This window comes from Acaryochloris sp. 'Moss Beach', from assembly GCF_021497025.1.
In the GTDB taxonomy this organism is placed as follows: domain Bacteria; phylum Cyanobacteriota; class Cyanobacteriia; order Thermosynechococcales; family Thermosynechococcaceae; genus Acaryochloris; species Acaryochloris marina_A.
In genome coordinates, this window is sequence record NZ_CP071718.1 from 100,549 (window position 1) to 123,039 (window position 22,491).

The window sequence follows — 22,491 nt, forward strand, 5'->3', positions numbered from 1 at the left end:
GTACCCGAACCAAAAAACTATCATGCCCCTACCATCGCAATTGCTAACCGTGCTAGCCCATGACGAATTTCTAGAACAAACTGAAGCACTCAAAGTATCAACCAGCCTGAGTCAGATGGTTTATATCGTTCTGCAAATGGGCTTGTTTCTAGCTCGCTGTCTTCTGGAGGATGAACTCTCAAGGCGCGCGAAAGCAGTATTTGTATGGCCTGTATGTACTACCTGCGGAACCCGCTTACATTCGAAGGGATGGGAATCTCGTCAGATGCAGACACTGGTAGGCACTATCTCTTGAAAGCGACGGGTGGGCCGTTGTCCCAAAGGATGTCCAGGCAGTCTGTTGACTCCCCTGGATCAAGCCATTGGGATTCCCCCCTATCAGCACAGCAGCGAAGAACTGGTGCGTCTGGGCTGCTTGTTGAGTCTGTTCATGCCCTATGAACTGGCCAGTTGGATGCTGGGTCAGTGGAGTGGTCTATCCGTGAGTCCATCCAGTTTGTGGAACTGGGTGCAATCCGTGGGTAACAAAGCTCAGCAGGAATTAGAAGCTCAACTCAACGCTCAATCATCAGGGACTCAGGCCCCTTGTGAAGCGATTTCAGAGATGTTATCTGCTCTACCTTTGGCCATTGCCGCCGATGGTGTGATGGTCCCCTTTCGCCCACCCCGAACTCACCCAAGGGAAAAATCCAGTGGCGAGAAGTCAAAGTCGCCATCTTAGCTCGCCTGGGAACACGGGTTACCCGAGCTAAAAAGGAGGTCCCCCAATTACTGCGTCGAAGACTGGTGGCAGTATTGGGCGATATCGACCAGTTCATCCCTTTACTTCAACTCGAAGCTCACAAACAAGACTTTGAATCTGCTCCAAAAGTCATCTGGCTCAGTGATGGGGGACGAGGCTTCTGGCGAGTCTATCGCACCTTGTTCTCTCATTGTGCTGTGGCAGTCCTCGACTTTTTTCATTCAGCAGGCCATCTGGCACGAGCAACTAAAGCGATGTTTGGAGATGCCCGCTCTGCTCAAGCCCAAGCCTGGTTCCGGCACTGGCGACACCAATTGCGACACGGGCAACACCTACTTGTATTACGGTCCTTGACGATATTGATTCACTCACAACTGTTAACGGGAAAGTCTTTTTCAACGTTGCTCCAGGTGCAGGCTTATTTCCAACGCCATCATCACCACATCCGTTATCGGCACTTTGAACAGCAACAGATTCCTCTCGGGTCAGGAATGGTTGAAAGTGCATGCAAGTGGTTGATTCAGCAGCGCTTTAAGGGAGTTGGCATGCGCTGGAGTGAGGATGGTTTCAACCATTTACTGATCTTGAGAATTGCCTGGGTCAATGAACGGTTTGACTCCTTATTCCCAGAGGTGACCATTCCGAAAACTAAGGCATCCCCGATCCGCTAAATACGCCCCATTGTGAACGTTGAGGTCAAAGCCTGCATACGTTCCAATCTTCTGAGTTCCCGTTTTGTTTTGTTGTTCAGCCTCACTAAGGATTTTCAGGAGCAACTGGCCTGCTGGTTCGCGTTCAGTTAGGGTGCGATTTCCTATGTCGATTGTGAATTTATTGCCACTGGTATCTTGTCGCCTAGCGATATCCTCGCTCAATCCCTGGATTTTCTGGGTTAACCGCTTTATCTCTTGCGGAATCTGGTATTTGATTTCCTGCTGTGTTCCGTAGCGATCATTCAAATAAGCTTGTTGGTATCGGGTCAGCTCCGTTACTCGATTGTCCACAGTAGCTTTTTCCATGATGAGTGGGTTCCCCGTGGCAATTGCTTTAATTTCATCAAAGCTCAGGGCCGCTCCAGAAATATCATCTACGGATCTCATCGTGGAGTCGCCGTTCATGACCTGACCCACCATCTCTGCTTTGCGGGCTAAGGTCTGCCAGGAATAAGAGTCAAACCCAATCTGCCCATCCCTCCCTTGCGTGACGTAGGTGAGCACCATGACCTTACTATTTCGGTTGCCCTGCCGAATGATACGACCTTCTCGCTGGGCAATATCCGCAGGACGCCAAGGGGCATCCATATGATGCTCCGCAATCAAACGGGTCTGGATGTTCATGCCTACGCCACATTTAGAGGTCGAGCCGATGAGGACACGCACTGTTCCATTACGCATCTTGGCGTAGAGATCTTCTTTCTGGGTGTTGTTTTTCGCATCATGGATAAAGGCAATCTCTTCAGATGGAATACCTTTGGCGATCAGCCCTGCTTTGATTTCCCCATAGAGGCTAAAGGGGACTGTCTGCCCTGCCTTTAATTTTTTAGGGGTTCCCAGGTCACAAAACACCATCTGGGTCAGCCGATTCTGGGCCGTGCTTTCCCAAATCTGATGGATGTTGGTAATTGCCTGATTCACTTTGCTTTGAGGATGGTTCGGTAGCTCAGGAGAAACCAGGCGCATATCTAAAGAAGATCGGCGACCATCGGTGGTCACCCATAGCATATTGTCTTGATCAGGTTCGACTGAACGAGCAGTCACAGATTCGGCTCGATGGATCAGATGCTCCATGTATTTCAACTGCATTTGGGAAGCTTGGGTAGCCACCGTGATCTGCTCCACCTCCGGTACAGGCAAGTTAAGCTGTTCGATCGTCTTGATATCTGCGGTTTCCCGGAACAAATTCATTAATTCCGGTACGTTTGTGAACTTGGTTAAGCGCGTCGTAAGCTTGAACCGCCCCGTTGCGTCAATCTCTGGTGCAGTTATCTTCTCTGCGAAGGTTCCTACCCAAGCATCAAAGTGGCTAATGCCCTGTTTCTCCAGCGTTTCAGGCTGCAAGAACCGTTGTATCGTATACATTTCTGCAATGGAATTAGAAATCGGTGTCCCTGTGGCAAATACCAGGCGACCACCTTGCTTGCGGATGAGCTGACACTTTATAAAGGCATCCATCGCCCGCTGAGACGTAGTGTTGGATAGCCCTGTGATGTTTTGAAGTTTGCTGGCTCGGCCCAAGTTCTTCCACAGGTGCGCCTCGTCAACAAACAAGGCATCAATGCCAAGCTGGTCAAAAAATAGGCCATCATTCTGCCGATCCCTTTGGCTGATCGCGTCAATCCGATCCTGCAACTTGAGCTGTTCTCGTGCCAATGCCTTAACGATCGCATTACTCTGCTTGCCATCCTGATTGTTTAAGGTGGATTCGATTTCCTTTAACTGCTGAGTATAAAAAGCCTTCTCCTGCTCTTTGGAAAGGGGTAGCAGGGTAAACGTAGAGTGAGTCACGATCACGGCATCCCAATCCCCCGTGGAAATCCGGGCCATTAGCTCATTGCGCTTGGCTACTTTAGTATCCTTCTCCCCTGGTGCCAAGACTTTGGCATTAGGATAGAGCTGCTGCAACTCATTGGTGAACTGGGCCAACATATGGTTGGGAACGACAATCATTGGCCTTTTGGCAACACCTAACCGTCGCATCTCAATAGCACTAGCAACCATCGTGAAGGTCTTACCTGCGCCAACCTCATGAGCTAGGAGTGTCGTGGGAGATTGCAACGATCTCCAAACACCATCCTTTTGATGTGGGTTAAGGGTGATATCGGGGTTGGATCTCGGCATTTCCAAGTTGGGATTCCTGAATTCCCGGATCACCGTGCCGTTAAAGCGGTCATTGTAAATTTGGCATAACTGCTCTGAGCGGCTGTGGTCCTGCCAGACCCAGTTCTTGAATCGCTCCTTGATTTGATCTTGCTTCATTCGAGCAGAGAGAGTAGCCTCCTGATCAACCAGCAGCTTATACGTATCACCTCTGTAGTAGACGGTTGCATCCTTAAGGTTGAGTGAATGCTGTATCAGATCTAAGGCAGAGAGATTTTTTGTCCCGTAGGTTGTCTGGTTATGGGGATTCTCTCTGATGGAGGAATCAGCCATCACCGCCCACAATGCAAGGTGGTTTTTATTCTCAACTACGATGCCACTATTTTCTTTCGGGATTTGCAGCAACTCATGGGTGAAGTCCTCGATCACTTCAGGAGGAATCCAGGGGGAACCTAAGCGAACCTCAATTTCACCTGGACCTAGGTTGCGAGGCTGGATTTTTTGTAAAGCTTCAACGTTAGGTTGAAATTCGGGATTCCCCAGCACCGCAGCTTGGGCAATTTTCAGCTTTTCGCGCACCCCTCCTGAAAGATAGTGATCTTTTGCTTGCCATTGTTCTGTGCCTGGGTCCTTGAAGACTAATCCCTGGCGCTTTAAGTCTGAGAGTACGGTGTCTTCTTTCTCTCCCAACAACTGAGCCATGTAACCCGATACGACTTCGTTGTGCTCATTTAAGGATGCAAGTAATGCTTCCTGACTGCTTTTGACAGACTCTTTGATCTGTTTGGGGCGAACCGTTCGTTGGGTGAAGACAGCAGTTTTTTCAATCTCCTTAGTGTCTTCATTTTTTTGCTCAAGGGCCAGGATGAGTTGAGCATCTGGATCTAAATTGAAAACTCTTGTGTTAGATGAAGCAGAGAGATTACCAAATTTGTCTACAAAATTGTCGTAAACCTGATTTAATTTAGCCTGAGCAGCACCTAAATTATCATCAGGCCCTCCTCGAATTTGCACCCGAAACATCTCTTGAACGGCATCGCGGATTTCTAGCATTCCTTTAATCCTTTGCGCCCGTTTACCTTTGAAGTTTGTAGGCTCCAGCCAATCCCCACGCCGTTGCCAGATGATGTCCTTTTGAGCGATGTAGCCAAAATTCTTTAGGGTTGAATCAGGTGGTAATCGTTCTCGTAGCGCATGTTCAGGGGAACGGAAGTGATCAGCCATATTTTTAGTCTCTACTTATATAAATGTCATTAGAGTCATAATTTTCTTCGTATTCGCCTCCATACATTTCGTCCCAGTCTTCAACTTCTCCCTCGTCGTCATCCTCCTCATCTGGCGACGGTGCAATGCAGATGTGCTGGCGCATCACATCACTTTTGGCAAAGGCTTGGGCTGAAGATTCATCTGAGCCTGTACTCATGTAGTGCTGCACAAGCTGTTGGTAAGCTGCCTCAGCACCCTCCTGCACAGACAAAGCAATTCTTTCGAGACTTCCTGCTTCTATGCACTCTGCATAGGTTTTGGGCCGATATTGCTTCATGTTTTCGACATAAGCGCTGGCCCATTTGGGTAGGTTCTTGGAATCAGTCATGGGAATTTACCTGTGAATTGATCGACTTGATCATTGCACAATGGACTTGGGCAAATCTGCCGATAGATTCTCGACGGATATTGGAAACTTACCCAGAGTTTGAGGAGGTGAACGGGCTGGTGAGGCAAATTTTGCGAATTACTCTTAGGGAATCAGGTAATTTTCACTAAAATAAGTACATATTTACTAAAAAAGATAGAGAATGGCTTTCCAATAGCAATGGAACCATATAGAGGTTAGAAGAAGAACTGTTCCATTTATAATATCTAGAGTAATTTTGGTTAACGCCTTCAAAACCCTGGTTTACAAGGATTTTAGAAAACAACTGTCCCATTAACAGGTCAAGATGGGACAGTGAAGGAAAATCAGAAACATCTATCTCTGAAATCAGATCACATAATACCTGAAATTCTGTAATGCCTATGAATAGGGGATTTCAAGATTTCTTGTTTTACCTAACCGCCGTATGGTTCCGTTGCTGTTGGCGAATGTATTTCAACTACCTCTACAACTGTGTTACATGTTCATGTAAACAACGAAAGTTAGTAAGTTATTGCACTTGTAGTACCTTCAATTTCTTCCATATAACACGTTCGCCAACAGGTACCGTTGCTATTGGAAGGCCGTCCCCCAACACACCTCCAGCCTAACCATCCACCTAACCCCTGAACAGTTAGGGTCGAGTGACAGGTCACCCTGTCACCCTCCCATTCAGAACGGTGCATGAGACTTTCGAACTCACACCGCTCCTCAACAATACGGCTGTTGTCATCAGTACCATTTGCCCTATATTTTGATGACGCTTTCGATTGACTCTAATTCAGTTTCCTGTACCAAAGCCTTACGGTTAGCGTTATCACGGGCGGTTTTTACATCGTGGCAATGGCGATGAAGCGGTTGCAGATTGTCGAATCTATCTGTCCCACCATCCAATTTCGGAATTTTGTGGTCAACCTCAACTAAATCGCCTTCCATAAACAGTAGTCCACATGCTGGGCATTTCCCTTTGTACCTTTTAAGTAGTAAGGCTACTTGGTTAGGTAATTCAGGGTGTTTGCCTCTTCTTGTACTCCAGTACAGTACATCCCCCATCAAAGAAGCTCCTGTTCCCCTTTACTTTTATATGGCGCACGATTGGGATAGAAGAATGAGAGATTAATTTCATTCCTTTCTGCGTTGAGAAAGTAAGCCTATCCTCAATGTAATGCCAGTATTTGAGCAGGGTTTTGGGATTAAATTTTCCGGTTCTGTACCTTGCCCATGCTCTTAGTTGTGAAAACAGAACTTTGTCACAACTTGCGAAGGTTTGTTTACTGCATACCCGTGAGTAGTAGTTACACCATCCCCTAACTATCGGGTTGAGCTTGTTAATCAGTGCCGCTTGGGACGCTGTTTTATAAGCATCGATGGTATCTCTAAGTTTCTGAATATGCAGGGCTACCTTCTTTTTGCTGGGCTTGATGATTGTTTTGAAACCTAGTTTTTTACCGTGTGGGCTTTTACCAGATTGGTGTTTCCCAACCGGATACTGACGGATATTGAAGCCGAGAAAATCGAATCCAACCTTTCCTTCATACGGAATAAGTGTATGGGAAATACAGGTTTTGCTAGGTTTCAATTCTAGAGACATCTCCTTTAACCAGGCTTCCACTACTGATTTACACCGTAAAATGACATCTAGCGATTTATGGAGAATGACGAAGTCATCGGCATAAAAAACAGACACATAATTCCTGTTGTGCCGTCTTACTTGGATGTATGCATTCTCTAATCGCTGTTTCCAATCCATAAAGGGCTACTAAAGCTAATAATGGGGAAATCGTCCCCCCTTGGGGTACCCCTTCATTGGTTGGAAAGAGTTGGCCATCTAGTACCACTCCCGACTTCAACCAGGCTTTAATTTGCCTGTTTAAGCTGGGAAAGGTGTTCAGCTTAGTCAATAGCTTTTTCTGGTTTATCCTGTCGAAACATTTCGAAATATCAGCGTCCAAAACATATTTTTCTTTGGACTTGATACCGTTGAAAATTGTCTCGATTGCATCATGAGCACCCCGTCCAGTTCTAAAGCCGTGGGTGTTGGTTTCAAAAACCGCTTCCCATTCGGCTTCAAGTGCTAGTTTCACTAGCATTTGCCTTGCCCTTTCCATCATGCAAGGGATTCCTAACGGTCTTTCCTCCGTCGTTCCGGGTTTTGGGATCATCACCCGTCGCGTCGGTTTAGATTTTCCGGTTAGGTACAGGTTATTCACGAGGTCAAGCCGTTCTTCCGGTGTCAGGGATTTTACCCCATCCACTCCTGCTGTTTTCTTGCCTTGATTATCCTGCGTGATCCGTCTGACTGCTAGAAGCTTGGCAGATCTGGACTTCATCAATAGTTTCTGGAGTCTGTGAACCTGCTTAGTATCACCACGATGTTTGGCTTTGAAGATTCTGGTTTGGAGTCGATAGACATTCTTCTGGACTTGTTTCCAGTTGATGTCTGTCCATTCATCACTACCCATAATTGAGTGTGTCATCGTCTTTACTCTGACTAAAGGCTCTTCATTCCGTACTATCGGGTCTACGTCTGCGTATCCTGGGCATTACCCCAGGCATTGGCTTCTTAGACCATCCCTCCTGCCAGTCCATTCGGTTTAGTACCTGCTCTAGATATTCGACCTTCTAGAGTGAAAAACTGGTCAGGTTACTTCGTTCCTGATGTTCTTTGTTTGTGTGTTTAGAGTTGTACTTTCCACCGGATTTCGTTATGGGTATAAAACCTTCTTTCCAAGCATGAGAAGGTTCGAGAAATCAGTAACTTTTGTTTCCAGTGTTGTGATTGTCAAGCATTGCTGGATAATCATTTCAGCCTTTTCACTGGTTGAGGATCACGATGGTTCAGTCATACATTCAGGCTCATTGAGCTTTACTCATGCACACGTGCTAGCCGGGTTTCCAGATTAGGCTTCCAGATACCGACATTTATCCCCGCTTCATCCCATTGGCACTAAACCGTTGAGATGGGGGTTATGCTTTCACACCTTATACCGGGTGGGTAGGACTAGCTTCTGTTTCTTAGATTCATAGGCATCACCTACAAGTACATCAAGTTATCATCTGAGAGAGATTAAAGTGCGAACTCAACCCAGAAGGGGTTATCTCTCAGAAGCCCTACCTTATTAGCTTTTTAGCCTTTCGTGTAGGAACGAATCGCACTCTCGGATTCCTCGCCTACCTTTATCCCAATGATGACCCAGAAGATGCATTGATCAAATTTCTAGATCGCGCCAGAAACCGAGCCATCCGCAAAGCTGAACAATAGGTGAGGGTCTTGCACCCAGGCCAGGAAGAAGCTGATGAAGACCAGGAGGAACCCGTGAGCTTGGCTGGTGGCGTGATAGAGAATCCGATCTGTGAGTTGCAGGAGTTATGTCAACGTCAGCAAATCTCTATGCCCAGATATAAGTTTGAGGTGATACCGGAAGGTTTTCGCTGCATAGTGCGGGCGATGGGCCTAGAAGGAGTTGGTGAGGGTTCGTCTAAGAAACAGGCGAAGGTGAGGGCTGCGGGGAAGTTGTTGGGTTTACTTTCTTAAGCTGGCTCCATTTCGTAGGGGTTACCCTCCCTTGCTAGCACGGGGCTTTGCCATATTCACTTTCAGGGTGCGCCCCATCCACTCAGCCCCGTTCAAGTCTTCGATGGCCTGAGCTGCTTCAGTTTCGTCAATCATCTTTACAAAGCCAAACCCTCTAATCTTGCCTGTTTCTCTGTCAGTGGGAATATTAACCTTTTGCACAGCACCGTATTCCGCAAATATTTTGCTTAAGGCTTCCTCAGTAACTTCATAGGAAAGGTTGCCAACATAAATCGACATGACAAATAATCCAAAGTAGTATGTTGCTTAAGTTTTTGTGCCAACTTCAGAGAAGTAACTGGTGATTTGATATTGGCACTCTCAATGATCATGCTAACGTATCCAGCAAAAGCTAATGAACCCCCCAAATCATCAGCCTCAACTCCAAGCCCACCCCCCCCCCAGACCACCCCAGAAAAACCCAAGCCCGTCACTCCCACCCCCAAAGTTCCTAAGCAAAATAGCCTCCCCCAAGAAAGCACCGGAAGGCACCCGACCAGCCAAGCGAGAAGCTGGACAGGGAGAGCTGGTAAAGAACAATCGCACTTCCCGACCTACCTCAAGGTCAACCCAACCAGAGCGCACCCCTCAGCCCAAATTCTCAGAAATTACCCAGACCCGTCAACCGAGAATTCCCAGCATATCGGCTGACCTAGAGAGGCGATTCAGGAATCTGGAGTTGGGGCAGAAGAAGTTGGTTGAGCAGACTAGGAAGGGAGGGGAGCTGGAGTATCTGGCCGTTGCTAAGAATGGAGTTGGGCAGTACTGGATTACGGTGAAGGGAACGGGGAAGCCTTTTGTGAGGGAGGTGTTTGCTACGCCTGAGTTCTGCTTGGAGTGCGCCATTGAGATTGAGGAGAACTTTGAGATTCTTCAGGTGATTGAGCTGAGGCCAGGTGAGACTATGGAGCGAATCGGGGAGATGATCGGAGTGTGGTTGGAGCGGGAGCGGGTGAGTAGGGTTTGGGGGTGATTGGAATGGTGTTTAATAACTTCGGGTTTTGGCCGCTAATATCTTCAAAAGGAACTCAACGTCTTCTCTCTACTCAAAGTTAGATATCTTGCTTTTTTATCTCTACCTTTCTATTGATGTTATTGGATATCAATAAACACTAAGTTTGAACTGATATAGATCTTGATTCAAATTATTTCAAAGGAGAAAGCTTCTCTATGCAAATTATCTTACGACTTGCTCAAATGGGCATTCCTGCGTTGGCCGTAGGTATCACTTCTTTTGCTTTGGGTGAAGCTAGTTATGCTCGGAATACAGCCACTCCCCAGCAAATTACAGCAGAACAAAGACAAGCACAGGTCCAGCTGAATAAAGATTTTGCCCATCTCCAAGCAGGACTAGATAAAGCAGAGGAAGACGTAGAATCAGGTATCGAGGAAGGAGTCGGTACTACAGAAGATGTTGCTAATGATGCTAAAGATGGCTTAGAAGATGGGGCTGATGCAACTGCTGATACAACAGAAGATGTTGTTGATACGATAGAAGACTCAGCAGACGATGCAGCTGATGCTGTAGGAGATGCAGCTGATGAAACTGAAGAATTTGCGGGCGACGCAGCGGATGTAACTGCTGACACAACAGAAGATGCAGTTGATGCGACTGAGTCAGGTCTTAACGATACTGGAGATGCGGTTGGCGATGCAGCTGAAGACACCAAAGAGTTTTTTCAGGATACTTTCTAATTCATAAGCCAGTTTATTCATTCCTCAGGTTGAGGTCTTTGGAGTCAACCTGTTTTGGGGGTAAAAGCTAGCTTGGATCGTGAGTGGGTCGTGATCATAACCATTCTTGAATCTATCTCAGCAGTTAAGGATGATTTGGCTTTGAATAGTTCTATTGTGGACTGCTTGTAGGTTGTGGAGATTCTGAAGACTGTTGATTAGAGGGTGGGGGAGTTTGGGGTGCAGTATTGGGTTGAGGTTGGACATTATTCGACGATTGCTCTAGTGCTTTGATCTGACTGGTCACCTGTTGGAGTTGGGTTTGCAGCTGCGCTAATGTTGTTTGATTGGATTGCAAGGTATCTGTTAAATTTCCGGGAAGGGCTTTACTGAGATCGTTTACTTCTTTCTCTAGTTGTTCAACTTGCTTAGCAAGTGCTGGATCAATACCATTGGCTCTTTGTTGTTCTTCTTTTTCTAGATTTTGCAAGCTGATTGCTAGCCATGCAAATCCACCAATCATCAATAAAATTAGCCCAATGAGCAACCCTATGAGGGTCGCAGTACGACCTCGCAGTTGTTGAACATCAGAGTTGAGTCTGGTATTTTCAACTCTGATGTCATGAACCGTCCGATCTAGTTCTGCATACTTGGTCGCATTTGATGATTCTAGGGACGGCTCATGAAAATTAGGATCTGAGCTAGAAGGGTATGGTGAATTGCTCATTAATAGGACCTCTGCTAATGCTTACATTCGAATAGAATGTGAGCTTCATTGAAGTTTTCGGAGGGTAGATTACAGGAGTATGCTTAACGCATAAAAAATAGTGTACATTTCCTGCTGGTGCGGTATGGTATCGAGAATTCAAGCGAGCTAGTTAGCACATTTAGGAATAGACCAACCATCGGCCAAGCTCCAATCTATCATGTGTTCAACTTCGGGAGGTCGTCAGTATTTTTGTGTGTAGCATGTTCTGCTATTTCATAATGAGTAGGTTGCAAGTTGTAACCTACTCCATGAACAGTCTTAATTGACATAGACTTTTCTTCGTCTGCTCTAAGCTTATGACGCAGACGAGAGATGTGAACATCAACAACCCGAGAATCGATCATGGAATTTATGCTGTATCCCCATACCTTTTGTAAAAGCTCTTGGCGAGAAATTTCTGTATTAGGGTGAATTGCTAGGAATTCTAATAGACAGAATTCCATATGGGTTAGATTAATGCGGTCACCATCTAGGAACACCTGCTGTTTGTTGGTATCAATGTGTAATGAGCCCATCTGCACTACACCGCTAAATTGAGAGTCAGACAGCTTAAGAGCTTCCAAGCGTCGGAGAATACATTGAATCCGGGCCTCTAATTCTTTAGGTGAGAAGGGTTTGATCATGTAATCATCCGCCCCCATATCTAAGCCAGAGATACGATCCTTGACTTCCGACAGTGCGGTCAACATAATGATTGGAATTCTGGATGTTTCTCGAACTGATTGACAGACACCATAGCCATCAAGTTTTGGCATCATCACATCTAAGATGATCAGGTCAAAATGCTGAGTATGAAACAATTCCAGGGCTTCAATGCCATCTGTAGCAGTGATGACTTCATAGCCCATCATGGAGAGGCGAGTATCTAGGATTTGACGGGTAGAAGCTTCATCATCAACAACTAAAATTCTATATTGTGGTTTACTTTCACTATCCATAGAGTCAGACTTCCTTTTATGAAAGTCTTGGGAAAACCTCCAATATTCTAGTCTGAATTAATTTCCCAAAATTAAAATATATTTAAAACCATGTCAATAGATGTTTTCGAGTTAAATTTTTTTAGAAACATGGTCTACAGATGTATCATCTTGCCTCACATATTTGCAAGATGCTGGCGTATTAGCCTGTTCTAGATATTGTGATCATAATTGATATAAGAAAACTCAGTGACTCGCGATTTTAATGATTCTGAGTCCAACCTAGAACTGAATTCTTAAGATTATCCCCAGATATACAGTTATTTTGAGTTAACTGAACGTTGTTTTTCAGGTTTTCTTAGGAGATTTCTGAGTCTTAGCTGTTTTAAGTTCCTCAGATTTAACCTGTAAATTTTCTTCAAAGATATAACTCATGGGTACATTAGGGGATTTAATCCATCGGTTCTGCTTTGTTCCGTCATACATGGTTTTGTACATCCGATTTCGCTCAGCTTTAAGTTGTTCTGGACTCAGTTCACCAAAGATAATAAAGATCAAATCATCGGTATGCATGACTTTTCCAGGATTCTCGTGCATGATCTGTGTGATTGCATCAATCTTGGTCATCTGGTCATAAGGCTTGTTCATTGTCAGAACGCTGGATGAAGAGCCGCTTGTTTTCTTCTGACTTTTCTTCTTCTCCGCTGTCTGAGATGCAGCTTTTTTGGGAATTGTAGATTTTCTCTTCCCGGATGAGGGTGAAGCTTTTTGAGCAGCTTTTTTTGGGGTAGCTTCAGCTTTGGGTTCTACTGTTCCCTTTGTCTTTGCGGTTGAAGCTGGCTTCTTGGGAGTTGCAGATTTCTTCTTTGAAGCAGCTTTTTGAGTAGTTTTCTTAGGTTTAGGTTCAGCTTTAGGCTCTACTGTGTCAGCGGCTTTGGCGTCTGGGGTTGGTTCTGCTGGGGGTAGTAAGTCTGCTTCTCCTTGAAGAAATGAAAGGATGTCTGTGCCCAATAAAGGATCTTCAATCAACGTATCTAGAGACGTGAGTTTAGTCTTGAGTTGATTCGTTTGGGCTTCAAGTTCAGCCAGTGTCTCCTGGTAGTGGGTTTTTAACTCAAGGAGTACTTCGGAGTATTTGTTGTCAGCGGCCATAGGTTCTTTCATCTCGGTGTAGTTCTAGTAAAACAGAGAACGCTATAGGTTAGTTTTGTCTAGCCAGCATTACGGCAAAATCCCCAAATCTCACTTCTCTACATTAGAATGGCTGCAAGTCTGTCCCTAGTGAGGTTTCCTATGCCCTCTGCAACTATCGACAAGCTCAACCAACTCAAAGTTCAGCTTGAGCATTGCAACAATGACACTGCTGCCCTTCTCCTAAAACGGACGATTGCGAAACTCGAATCTCAGCTCCAGATAGAACAACTCACAACAGGTTCTGCCAAAGCACCATCAAAAGAAATACCAAAAGCCTCTCAGGCTAGTACCAATGGTCAATCCACAGACCAGGATCAGGCCAAGGGAAAACCCAAAGCAACCACCCAACAACAGCAGGCCACAAAGACTTCTCAGGCTAAATCTAAATCGCGAGATAATCGCAGCCGTAAATCACGCTTGCTCTCCGGCAATGGCACCCACCGGGCTTGGTGCAGGCTACCGGGAATCATCCGAGTTCAGGAAGCGGAAGTAGAGGGAGAACGGCCAGTCTATTTCATAGAGGTGGATGGTCATCAGCTCCCTTTGAGGGTAAAGAATCGGTTCAGAAAAAAGATAGGAGCGTCATTGGATATTCCTTTGATGGTGAAATGCTACCCTCAAATCATTGATGGTCAAATTGTTTTCTTGCAGTTTTGTGGCACTGCTGAACCGACCCCTGAGAACGCTGAAGACTGGGTGATGATTGGGGTGTGGAATTCAGGGAATCAGAGGGTGTTGGTACAGCGAGATCAGAAATGCGATCAGAGCAGGCGCATCCTTCAACATTCTCCGCTAGTGAAAGAGGCATGTCTAGAGAAGTTGGAAGGTGGGAAGCTGTATCAGTATGAATGTCAGAGGGAGGGAATCACGGTCACGATCGTGGGTGTGGAGGCTGTTGTGAGTGAAGAGAAGAATTCTAACCTGGCAACCCCATAGCTCAATTGTTTTAGAGCTATGAGTTTCAATCCATTTAATACAAAGAATTTCTACCAGCGGTTACCACCACCACCACCTCTATTCTCACGGGGCTTTGCTTTATTCACTTTCAGGGTACGTCCCATCCATTCAGCACCGTCAAGTTCTTCAATAGCTTTGGCTTCCTCAGCATCATCACCCATTTCGACAAAGGCAAATCCACGCTTGCGCCCTGTTTCTCTGTCAGTGGGAAGCTTGGCACTTTTTACGGTTCCATATTCGGCAAAAGTGGTATTTAGGTCTTGCTCTGTAACGTCATAAGAGAGGTTACCAACGTAAATCGACATGAGGTGATATCCAAGATTAATCATGATTATGCTACCCGATCCCTATTTCTTCTTTTGAGAGTAAAAGCAATCTTCATAGAGATCTCAGAATTGGAGGGTAGCGACACTCAGTTGGCCTACATATGCTTAAAACCACAGCTATGCCTGGTGTACTAGTCGTTGGAAAAGGCAAGCAGATTTTAATGTGTTTTGGTCTACATAAGATATGGGTCGAATATTTTATGGTGGTGCAATCCGGCATGGGCTGAGCCTAATAGCAAAAAATGGTCAGCTGCTTGCTCAATGACGATTGTAAAGCCTCCAAAACTGAGACTGGTTAATCCAACCCGGAAAAATTTACGGGTGGTACTTACTTGCAACAATGGAACGATACCGCTAAACCTCAAGTGGCATAATTCTGGAGATTATTTAATCCACGACTGTAAGTTCCACATTCTTCTACTTAAATAGAATTTTTTTTCCCTTTATTGATAAAACTATTCGCCTGACATGCTGGGCTTTTAAAGACTAATCTCACAATTGAGAGTAACTAATATAACTGAGGGAAAGGCAATGGCTAAATTCTCTGTAGTGTTGGCTGCTGCGTTAATGTTAGGGTCAACGGCTATCCTTTCGCCCGCCCAAGCAGCAATTTCAAGCCAAGTAAATACACTGCAAAAACTGGAAGATAATCAGAGCCTCATAGTTGATAGACGACAGGGCAAGCGCATCTGTTGGCGGCGATATGGCCGAACTTACTGTAGAAGAGATGATCGGGGGCGTCACGACAGGTGGGAAAATCACCGCCGACGGGAAAATCGTAGAGATCGTCGTTGGCGCAATCGTAAACGATGGGAGAATCGCAAAGATCGATGGGAAAATCGTAAGGATCGCAATGATGATAGAGACTGGCGTAGAGGCGACAAGCGCGGCGATTATCAAGAGAAGCTTGACCGGTGGCTCAATCGCAGAAATCGAAATGATGATTAAATCTCGTTAACTATATTGCTGGCAAACACTAATTTAGAAGCGTTAAGATAGATTCTTCTTAAGAGGCCCAGTTCTGTTTGGATATGACTTCCCAGACGGGGTAGTTAGGTGAGATTATCTCAGCCCCCTATTCTTGAGAAGCTATATAAACCGGTGCTCTGAGGATCTGAGCTTCGGTCCAAATGTGTTCAGTTAATCCAACTGCCATGGCAGGAGTTCTCTGTTGAAAGCGCTTTTTACCCTCGGTTACTTCTAGAGGAGTTCGTAAACTGCGATGCACTCTCACCCAGTTGTAAACTGTAGCACTCCACCAAGCAACGGCCTGACGAGTATTACTGCGATGAGCGAAAGCAAGTGAGCGTCTGACTTGATGAGCATTCATCCGTCGTGCAGTGCCATTGAAACGCTCCACAGTTGAGGTGTTGGGAATGTTGTACCCTATTTCATCTAGCGCTTGATTGATCCGTTGCCAGCTCCCATGAGCTTTGCTCACCTCTACGGCTTCTAACTTTTGTCCCTGACGATGCTTGATGACTTGGACGTGGGCAAGGGTTCGAGGAATCCGATACTTGGGGTTGGGAGGTCGACCCATCGTGCTTTGACGGGGGGGAGGTAAGACACCCCGAAGATGACCGGAAAGAGAGTGCGATAACTCGCTTCTCCATCGGTCATCAGCACCAGGTCTTGGGGATGAGCTAGTCGTCTGTGACTGCCTTGCATCAGCCTTTCTATCAGGTCTGTGTTACGGGGACCAACGGCCACGTGGACAATGAATTTACTGGCGGCATCAATGGATACCGCATCCCAACACTGCTGCTTTTTGCTGGCGACGTATCCATGACGTTCGTCCATCTCTAGTATGTCGATATCCAGTTGCTGAGCTTCCTGCTCATGAAAGTCCTGGGCATGCTGACCAAACTTGAGGGTCAAACGTTTCACCGTATCCGGATGGGTGGAGGTCAGACGTGATGTTCCTTTGATAGACGTTCCTTCTGCAATTTGACGACCTACTTCTATTGCTCGAGATTCAGGGATTTTTGTATTCCAAAAGGCAGTGTTCTTGCGTTCACTGAACTCTGCTCCACAGCTATGACAGCGCAGATACCGTATTCGATCTTGTCCGTAGACTTTACGTACTGTTAAATTCTCAAGGCCCGCTTGACCATAGCTTTCACAGTTAGAGTTCACGCAAGCTAGCTCTGAAAGTAATGGCCTTTTTTTCTCTTCCATGGGAGTATCTTGGCTCAATAACTCCCTTCAGCAATACCTTTTTCGAGCCTCCCTTAGCTAGAGGGGCTGAGATAATCTCACCTAACTACCCCAGACGGAATTGGGCCTCTTTTTGATATTTTCAATTTCGGCCTGTTTCAACCATGTGAAATTGGGTTACACTTCCTACCTATCGAAAAGACTGAAATGCTGAAAGTATTTCAGGAAATGAACTCAGCATTTCATGCTGATAATATAGAATCGCTTCGTGTCAACAGAATATTAGTACTGTGTTACTTCAAAGGTAAATATTGCTCAGTAATGGTACCAATTACCTATCTCATTTTAGGTCTAAAGACTAATAAAACTTGAGACTATAGATCCCAGGGTAAGCGCAAGAAAATCAAGCCTCTGAAAGGCTAGACTGTAAAGGAATAGAAGCGCCTATAACTTTGAGCATATACGCTTCAGTAAGCGTAAATATCGCGTATTAATATAGTTTTCCGTGATACTCTAATTCTTGTAGAGGTTAGAGAGCAGCGGTGGTAGATGGATTACGAATTTAGAGTAATAGTCGAGAAAGTCTCTGTCACCAGCCAGGAAGTCGTTAAACGAGACACTCTAAAAATCTATGACATTAAGCAACCTAAATCTATTCTAGATCTAGGATTGCGCCATGAAGAACAAATCTCTCTACTTTCCAAAGTCCAAAGCGCACTGTTAGCTGAACAATCTACCCTCATCGACATCGGTCTAAAGCAGTGTACTAAATGTGGCGAGAAACTCGGAAAGCTTGGTTTCATGTCATCTACTTTCCATGCCGTCTTCAGCGACCATAAGCTCCGTATTCAAAAGCATCGGTGTAAGAATCCAGAGTGTCGGTGGCAAAGTACGCCAACAACGATCAGTGTCTTTGGCACGGATACTCACCCTGACTTAGTGAAACTGCAGTGTGAGAATGGTGCCCTACATAGCTATCGAGAAGCCCAGGATAATATGGAACGCCTGAACACTCAACGCCGGAGTGTGAATAATCATGTCCAAATCAAAAACGTAACCAATCAAGTCGGTGAGCGCTTATCTCAAGCGAACACTATCCCTCCACAGAAAGAAGAGTTACCCACCCCTGCAGCAGAACTCATTGCTCAAGTCGATGGCGGGCATATCCCGACTAAAGATAAAGACAAACGCAGTTTTGAAGCCCTATCTGGCATTGTCTATCGTCCCAGTGCTTTTGAAGTAGTCGATAAACATCATCGCCAAATTACTGAAAAGACCTGTGTTGTTTCCGCTTTAGAGGATGAGTTGCAAACCATCAAGACCTATCTGCATCATGCAGCCCTCAAACAAGGGATGACCCAAGAGACAAAGATTACCGCTTTGGCCGATGGAGCACACAACTGTTGGTCCGTTATTTTAGCCCTTGAACCCCATTGCAAAACCTTAGACCTCATTTTGGACTGGTTTCACATTGGCAAGAAATTCCAGAATGTCAGCAATGCACTGGGGGAAACCTTCACAGATTCCCTTGATAGTGCAAAGTGGAGTTTATGGCATGGCAAAGTAGATGATGCTCTGCAGAAGATTGCGTTGCTTCGAGACAACATCTCAGATGAGAAGAAGCAAACAAAGCTTAAGAGCTTACACGACTACTTGAAGAATAACCGTGACTATCTCGTCAATTATGAACAGCGAAATAAAGCAGGGTTAGCTTATACCAGTCAAGTTGCTGAATCTCATATTGACACCATCATTAATGCTCGCCATAAAAAGAAGCAGAAGATGCAATGGACTCGGGATGGTGCCCATAATGTCTTGCAAATCAGAGCCAGTATGATCAGTAATGAATGGAGTGATAAGTGGCTTGATTTGGTTCTCCTTGAAGAAGAAAAAGCTGCTTGAGAATTAGCTTTCTAATACGTGATATTTACGCTTACAGCTGTACATGGCCCCTTGTTCACATTGCAATTTCGCTAAATCTGGGTAGATTGAGGTGATACAGAGGCCGTTGAAGGGGTACTTTGCCAGTTACATTCGGGATTCGTGAACTTGTGTTTTTGAATACCAACTTTGTGGTCTGTAAAAACAGCATGGAATTTTGACTTAGTAAATCCTCATTTATGAAGTTTTTGGCCACATTTAGAGTATGTGCCATAGCCAGTGTCAATCAGTTTTGATTGGGCAGCTAAGAGTGAATTCTGGACTTTTTCTAGAAGCGATATTTGTTCTTCGTGACGCAGACCTAATTCTTTAATCGATGCTGGAAGAGCAATGTCGTAAACTTTGAGAGTATAACGCTGGACTACTTCTTCCTTCTCAACAATGACTCGTAATTTGTACTCCAACGGATAACTCTCTAAATACTTTCAGAAGGGCGTTTATCATCAATTTATTCAATCTGCAATATACTTACGCTTCCTTGGATACTTAGTACTGAAACTTTCCCACTTCTAGCTTTCGAAGGTATCATGGGAGTGCCAGGCATCATCCTCTAAATTGATATCACTGAAAATAGAATCTTGTTCTATAGGATAAACGCTTTCTTCACAATTATCTAAACTAGAATCATCAAGATTATCTTCAAATTTAGTTTCTACAATTGATGTTTCTTGGTGTGATAATAGAACATCCTCAGTATCAATATTTGGTAAAACAAATTCTTGACCTGGATGAATCAAATCTGGATCAGAACCAATAATATGACTATTGGAAGAGTAAACTTGAGTCCACTGATTACCATCACCGTAGACTTGTTCTGCAATCCCCCAAAGACTGTCCCCATCTTCCACTGTATATGGGTTTAAGAGATCATCTTTACTTACAACATTAACTGTGATATCCAAGTTATTCGAAGTCATTTCGGTTGGCAGGCTAAAAGCAGAATTACCAATTTGGTCTATATCGTTGAGCTGTGATTGTTGTTCTAGAATAGATTGGGAGGTGGAAGTATTTATATAGCCCCTATCAACCATCTGTTCAAGAGTACTAGCGAGCTGATCATAATCATGATCAGAGATTTTCTCGAATAAAATTTCTCGAGCATCATTTACACTAACTTCTTCATCAGTAAGGGCTTGAAAAATACGATTTCCAACGACTTGATAAGCATCTGATTCTAATTGATTAGTCAGTAACTCTGTAGCAGTATGAGCATCAAGGTGACCGTTAGCTGCTGATTGTAGGATACTTTCTGCAATCTCTCGGTGTTGAATATTATTTAGCTGTTGCATAAAAAGCTCATGGGCATCAGTAGTATCAAGACCTTGGGTTTGCACAGCTTGTAAAACCTGGCTGCTCAAGTTTGAATACTGTTCATCTCCCAATTGCTGAGATAACAATCTTTGGGCATCTTCGACATCAATAGTTCCATTCTCTGTTGCATTTGCGAGAACGTTAAAAATCTTGCCCGTTTGCTCCGTCTCTATTTGCTGAAGCACGATAAGACGCGCGTTACTCACATCTAAATTGCCATCGCCTAATGCAGTAAGTACTTGAGTTGCAAGCTGGCTATGATTCTCATCACCAATCTGTTCTAGTAAAAGGTTTTGAGCATCAGCCGTGTCCAATTTTCCATTTGCTGTAGCAGTCAGTAGTGAATTTATAATTTGTCCATTTTCCTGACCTGCTAATTGTTCAGCTAAGATTTGTCTAGCATCATTAGGATCCAAATTGCCTTCTTCTGCTACCTTTAGAAAAGAATTGGCCAGATGACTATATTCTTTTCCAGCTACTTGCTCTATCAAAACCATACGGGCATCATGTGGATCTAACTTTCCATCTGCAACAGCATCTAGAATAGGACCAGCAAGATGACCATATTCTTCTCCACCAAGGTGTTGGCTTAATATATTTCGTGCTTCGTCAGGTTTAATTTTTCCATCAGAAACAGCTTGTGCGACAGCCACCCCAGTTGGGCCACCAAAATAAGCTCCCGCAGCAGTTGTGGACACTTCAACTAAGTCTTCTGGACTCAAATCTTCGCCCGCAGCTAATTTGTCTCCAAGACGACCAACTCCTAATCCAATGGCAGATCCAGAGACTGGATCTCCATAAAGAATAGCACCAGCAATTGCACCACCAAACTTTCCAACCGTTTCTAAGTCAGTGCCTGCTGCATGAGCCGCTTCGGAATATCCTTTAAGTTGTTCCTCAATGGGAGCAACATGAATATCAACTATCCCCTGGCCAGCTTTTTCAAAATCTCCTTCGAAAATACCGTCAGAAGTTTTGACTACACCAGTTACGAAAGACTTACTCGTATCCAATGGTATTTCAATGATTTCTTCTAAGGGTTTTGTAATAGGTGTAGCATCGATTTCTATCTCTTGTAGTGCTGCATTAGTACTTGTAATTGGGGCCTTAGCAATCTCAGTTGTGGTATCAATAATACTATTTGCTGCGCCTTCAAAATCACCCTCGGAAATTGCTTCTCCAGTGTTTTTTAATATTAGAAATAACATTGTCAATATTATTTTTTTAACCAAGACATATATATTTACCCATAAAATTTCAATAATGTAAATACTAAGATTACATCAGGATTGATTTGATATCGGTCAAAAAATATTTTTTCTCTTTCAAAATAGTCTAATCTCTTAGTATAGTAATTTGCTGATTTCTGTATTTCTCTAAAGTAAAATATGGCTTGTTCATCACTATTAGTTAAAGCTTTTCGGAACTGTCTATTCAATGACATCAAAGAATCAAATATATCTCGCTTTATTTCCTCTGATACTGCTCTAGAGAGACCTTGATAGTAACTATAAGTTCTTTGCCTTAGAGTGTTACTAACATTTTGCAGTTGTGCATCTGCTCGCGCTATCTGATTTTTATCCATAGATCTTCCAATCAAGCTTGAAAACAAACGAACTCCTTGAAAAGCAGCCATTGTGGGGTTAAAAAAAGCTGTGCCTACAGCCATAGCACCTTCAACTCCAAGCTGTAAAAAAATTATTGTTTTCTGAAATTTTTTTCGTAAGAGTGGAAAGACTCTTCTAATTCTAGAAAAGAGGTATCTAAGCTAGCTTGAAAGTTTGGCTTATCGATCACCCGATCAAAGAAGGATTTTGCCGATATTGAAGGAGGTAAATAACAATTTGAAAAAGTTCGGTTTAATAGACCATTAAAGCCACCTTCAGCATACTCATTTAAGACTTTTTCCCATTCTTGCTCTGCCCAATAATTAAGTTTGTCTTTGCAAAATCTAAGTATCTCATCATGAACAGAATGATCATGTTGCGTCTTCAATTGTACTTGGACTTGATTCCCATTTTCATCGACTGAAAGCTTGAAACCATCTACAAGCTCTTTTAGCTGTCTTGGTAAACTTCCAGGTCTATTATTACTTATAATTATACTAAAACTTGCGTCTATTTCACGCCTAACTTTTTTCATTAAATACTTCCCGATCATCATTTATTTCTCGAAAGGAAGATTGCTTTTTTCCAATTCCATTCATCAATTGTTTGGTTGTCTAGCTTCTCATCTATTTTTTTTAGTTTAACTCGAGTTGAAATTTCTTGGTCATGTATATATTCCTCTAGACAACTAATTTCGTTTCTGAGACCATCTCGTATATTTATTCCCTTGTGAAATTGAGTATAAGAGTTAGAGTAGTTCTCCAATATTTTGTAGAATTTCTTAAACTCGTGTCTTAAGTGTTGAATATTAGCATCGTTTTTTTCTGATGAAAAGAGAGATAAATCTAGTAGTGCACATTCAATAGAAAGTTT

21 protein-coding genes and 2 pseudogenes are annotated in these 22,491 nt (G+C 44.1%); 7 read left to right on the forward strand and 16 right to left on the reverse strand.

From position 1 onward, the window contains the following. Positions 1 to 22: 22 nt before the first annotated feature. Positions 23 to 1,413: pseudogene (locus tag HRE53_RS35315) on the forward strand (ISKra4 family transposase). Here the strand turns inward: HRE53_RS35315 and HRE53_RS27035 are convergent. The 5 genes from HRE53_RS27035 to HRE53_RS27055 all read right to left on the reverse strand — a co-directional run bounded on the left by HRE53_RS27035 (position 1,363) and on the right by HRE53_RS27055 (position 7,668). Continuing rightward, complete coding sequence (locus HRE53_RS27035) at positions 1,363 to 4,782, reverse strand: SNF2-related protein (RefSeq protein WP_235111634.1); 3,420 nt, start codon at positions 4,780 to 4,782, stop codon at positions 1,363 to 1,365. The pseudogene HRE53_RS35315 and the gene HRE53_RS27035 sit on opposite strands and share 51 nt — an antisense overlap. Before the next feature lie 4 nt (positions 4,783 to 4,786). Next, on the reverse strand, positions 4,787 to 5,152 hold the full coding sequence (locus HRE53_RS27040; protein ID WP_235111636.1) for a hypothetical protein: 366 nt from the start codon (positions 5,150 to 5,152) through the stop codon (positions 4,787 to 4,789). Positions 5,153 to 5,938: 786 nt separating this feature from the next. Then, positions 5,939 to 6,127 (reverse strand): HNH endonuclease, encoded by a 189-nt coding sequence (locus HRE53_RS27045; protein ID WP_235111637.1) that lies wholly within the window; start codon positions 6,125 to 6,127, stop codon positions 5,939 to 5,941. Between the two features lie 70 nt (positions 6,128 to 6,197). Next, positions 6,198 to 6,941 carry a group II intron maturase-specific domain-containing protein gene (locus HRE53_RS27050; RefSeq protein ID WP_235111639.1) on the reverse strand — a complete coding sequence of 248 codons (744 nt, stop codon included), beginning with the start codon at positions 6,939 to 6,941 and terminating at the stop codon, positions 6,198 to 6,200. Next, positions 6,856 to 7,668 carry a reverse transcriptase N-terminal domain-containing protein gene (locus tag HRE53_RS27055; RefSeq protein ID WP_235111641.1) on the reverse strand — a complete coding sequence of 271 codons (813 nt, stop codon included), beginning with the start codon at positions 7,666 to 7,668 and terminating at the stop codon, positions 6,856 to 6,858. Before HRE53_RS27055 ends, HRE53_RS27050 begins: the two co-directional genes overlap by 86 nt. A gap of 794 nt (positions 7,669 to 8,462) precedes the next feature. Between HRE53_RS27055 and HRE53_RS27060 the strand changes: the two genes are divergently transcribed. Further along, positions 8,463 to 8,726, forward strand: coding sequence for a putative dsRNA-binding protein (locus HRE53_RS27060; RefSeq protein ID WP_235111643.1), 264 nt, complete (start codon positions 8,463 to 8,465; stop codon positions 8,724 to 8,726). A gap of 21 nt (positions 8,727 to 8,747) precedes the next feature. Here HRE53_RS27060 and HRE53_RS27065 read toward each other — a convergent pair whose 3' ends face one another. Further along, positions 8,748 to 9,005 (reverse strand): RNA-binding protein, encoded by a 258-nt coding sequence (locus HRE53_RS27065; RefSeq protein WP_235111646.1) that lies wholly within the window; start codon positions 9,003 to 9,005, stop codon positions 8,748 to 8,750. A gap of 115 nt (positions 9,006 to 9,120) precedes the next feature. Between HRE53_RS27065 and HRE53_RS27070 the strand changes: the two genes are divergently transcribed. Next, positions 9,121 to 9,738 carry a hypothetical protein gene (locus HRE53_RS27070; RefSeq protein ID WP_315876759.1) on the forward strand — a complete coding sequence of 206 codons (618 nt, stop codon included), beginning with the start codon at positions 9,121 to 9,123 and terminating at the stop codon, positions 9,736 to 9,738. A gap of 197 nt (positions 9,739 to 9,935) precedes the next feature. Continuing rightward, positions 9,936 to 10,460: a hypothetical protein gene (locus HRE53_RS27075; RefSeq protein WP_235111648.1), complete on the forward strand. Its 525-nt coding sequence runs from the start codon at positions 9,936 to 9,938 to the stop codon at positions 10,458 to 10,460. A 151-nt stretch (positions 10,461 to 10,611) separates the two neighbouring features. On the opposite strand, the gene HRE53_RS27080 is transcribed toward HRE53_RS27075, so the two are convergent. The 3 genes from HRE53_RS27080 to HRE53_RS27090 all read right to left on the reverse strand — a co-directional run bounded on the left by HRE53_RS27080 (position 10,612) and on the right by HRE53_RS27090 (position 13,277). After that, complete coding sequence (locus HRE53_RS27080) at positions 10,612 to 11,166, reverse strand: hypothetical protein (RefSeq protein ID WP_235111650.1); 555 nt, start codon at positions 11,164 to 11,166, stop codon at positions 10,612 to 10,614. Between the two features lie 197 nt (positions 11,167 to 11,363). Continuing rightward, a complete protein-coding gene (gene rpaB / locus HRE53_RS27085) occupies positions 11,364 to 12,146 on the reverse strand; it encodes a response regulator transcription factor RpaB (protein ID WP_235111651.1) in 783 nt (260 codons plus the stop codon). A 327-nt stretch (positions 12,147 to 12,473) separates the two neighbouring features. Then, complete coding sequence (locus HRE53_RS27090; RefSeq protein ID WP_235111652.1) at positions 12,474 to 13,277, reverse strand: hypothetical protein; 804 nt, start codon at positions 13,275 to 13,277, stop codon at positions 12,474 to 12,476. Positions 13,278 to 13,418: 141 nt separating this feature from the next. Here HRE53_RS27090 and HRE53_RS27095 point away from each other — a divergent pair, with 141 nt between their 5' ends. Further along, a complete protein-coding gene (locus tag HRE53_RS27095) occupies positions 13,419 to 14,255 on the forward strand; it encodes a hypothetical protein (RefSeq protein ID WP_235111653.1) in 837 nt (278 codons plus the stop codon). A gap of 50 nt (positions 14,256 to 14,305) precedes the next feature. On the opposite strand, the gene HRE53_RS27100 is transcribed toward HRE53_RS27095, so the two are convergent. Next, complete coding sequence (locus HRE53_RS27100; protein ID WP_212666698.1) at positions 14,306 to 14,581, reverse strand: RNA-binding protein; 276 nt, start codon at positions 14,579 to 14,581, stop codon at positions 14,306 to 14,308. Positions 14,582 to 15,133: 552 nt separating this feature from the next. Here HRE53_RS27100 and HRE53_RS27105 point away from each other — a divergent pair. After that, the gene (locus HRE53_RS27105) at positions 15,134 to 15,550 is read left to right on the forward strand and encodes a hypothetical protein (protein WP_235111654.1); all 417 of its coding nucleotides are present in this window, start codon (positions 15,134 to 15,136) and stop codon (positions 15,548 to 15,550) included. A 127-nt stretch (positions 15,551 to 15,677) separates the two neighbouring features. Here the strand turns inward: HRE53_RS27105 and HRE53_RS27110 are convergent, their stop codons facing one another. Then, the gene (locus HRE53_RS27110) at positions 15,678 to 16,142 is read right to left on the reverse strand and encodes a hypothetical protein (protein ID WP_235111655.1); all 465 of its coding nucleotides are present in this window, start codon (positions 16,140 to 16,142) and stop codon (positions 15,678 to 15,680) included. Next, positions 16,055 to 16,780 carry an IS1 family transposase gene (locus HRE53_RS27115; protein ID WP_235111656.1) on the reverse strand — a complete coding sequence of 242 codons (726 nt, stop codon included), beginning with the start codon at positions 16,778 to 16,780 and terminating at the stop codon, positions 16,055 to 16,057. Before HRE53_RS27115 ends, HRE53_RS27110 begins: the two co-directional genes overlap by 88 nt. 528 nt (positions 16,781 to 17,308) lie before the next feature. On the opposite strand from HRE53_RS27115, the gene HRE53_RS27120 reads away from it, so the two are divergent. Beyond that, entirely contained in the window at positions 17,309 to 18,661 is a 1,353-nt protein-coding gene (locus HRE53_RS27120; protein WP_235111657.1) for an ISKra4 family transposase, read from the forward strand. A gap of 9 nt (positions 18,662 to 18,670) precedes the next feature. Here HRE53_RS27120 and HRE53_RS27125 read toward each other — a convergent pair. The 4 genes and pseudogenes from HRE53_RS27125 to HRE53_RS27140 form a co-directional block, all read right to left on the reverse strand. Next, positions 18,671 to 19,104 (reverse strand): annotated as a pseudogene (locus HRE53_RS27125) (ISKra4 family transposase); the annotation flags it as partial. A 105-nt stretch (positions 19,105 to 19,209) separates the two neighbouring features. Further along, positions 19,210 to 21,243, reverse strand: coding sequence for a LysM peptidoglycan-binding domain-containing protein (locus HRE53_RS27130; protein ID WP_235111658.1), 2,034 nt, complete (start codon positions 21,241 to 21,243; stop codon positions 19,210 to 19,212). Between the two features lie 11 nt (positions 21,244 to 21,254). Then, positions 21,255 to 21,680, reverse strand: coding sequence for a hypothetical protein (locus tag HRE53_RS27135; protein WP_235111660.1), 426 nt, complete (start codon positions 21,678 to 21,680; stop codon positions 21,255 to 21,257). A 29-nt stretch (positions 21,681 to 21,709) separates the two neighbouring features. After that, entirely contained in the window at positions 21,710 to 22,153 is a 444-nt protein-coding gene (locus HRE53_RS27140) for a hypothetical protein (protein WP_235111662.1), read from the reverse strand. Positions 22,154 to 22,491: the final 338 nt, after the last annotated feature.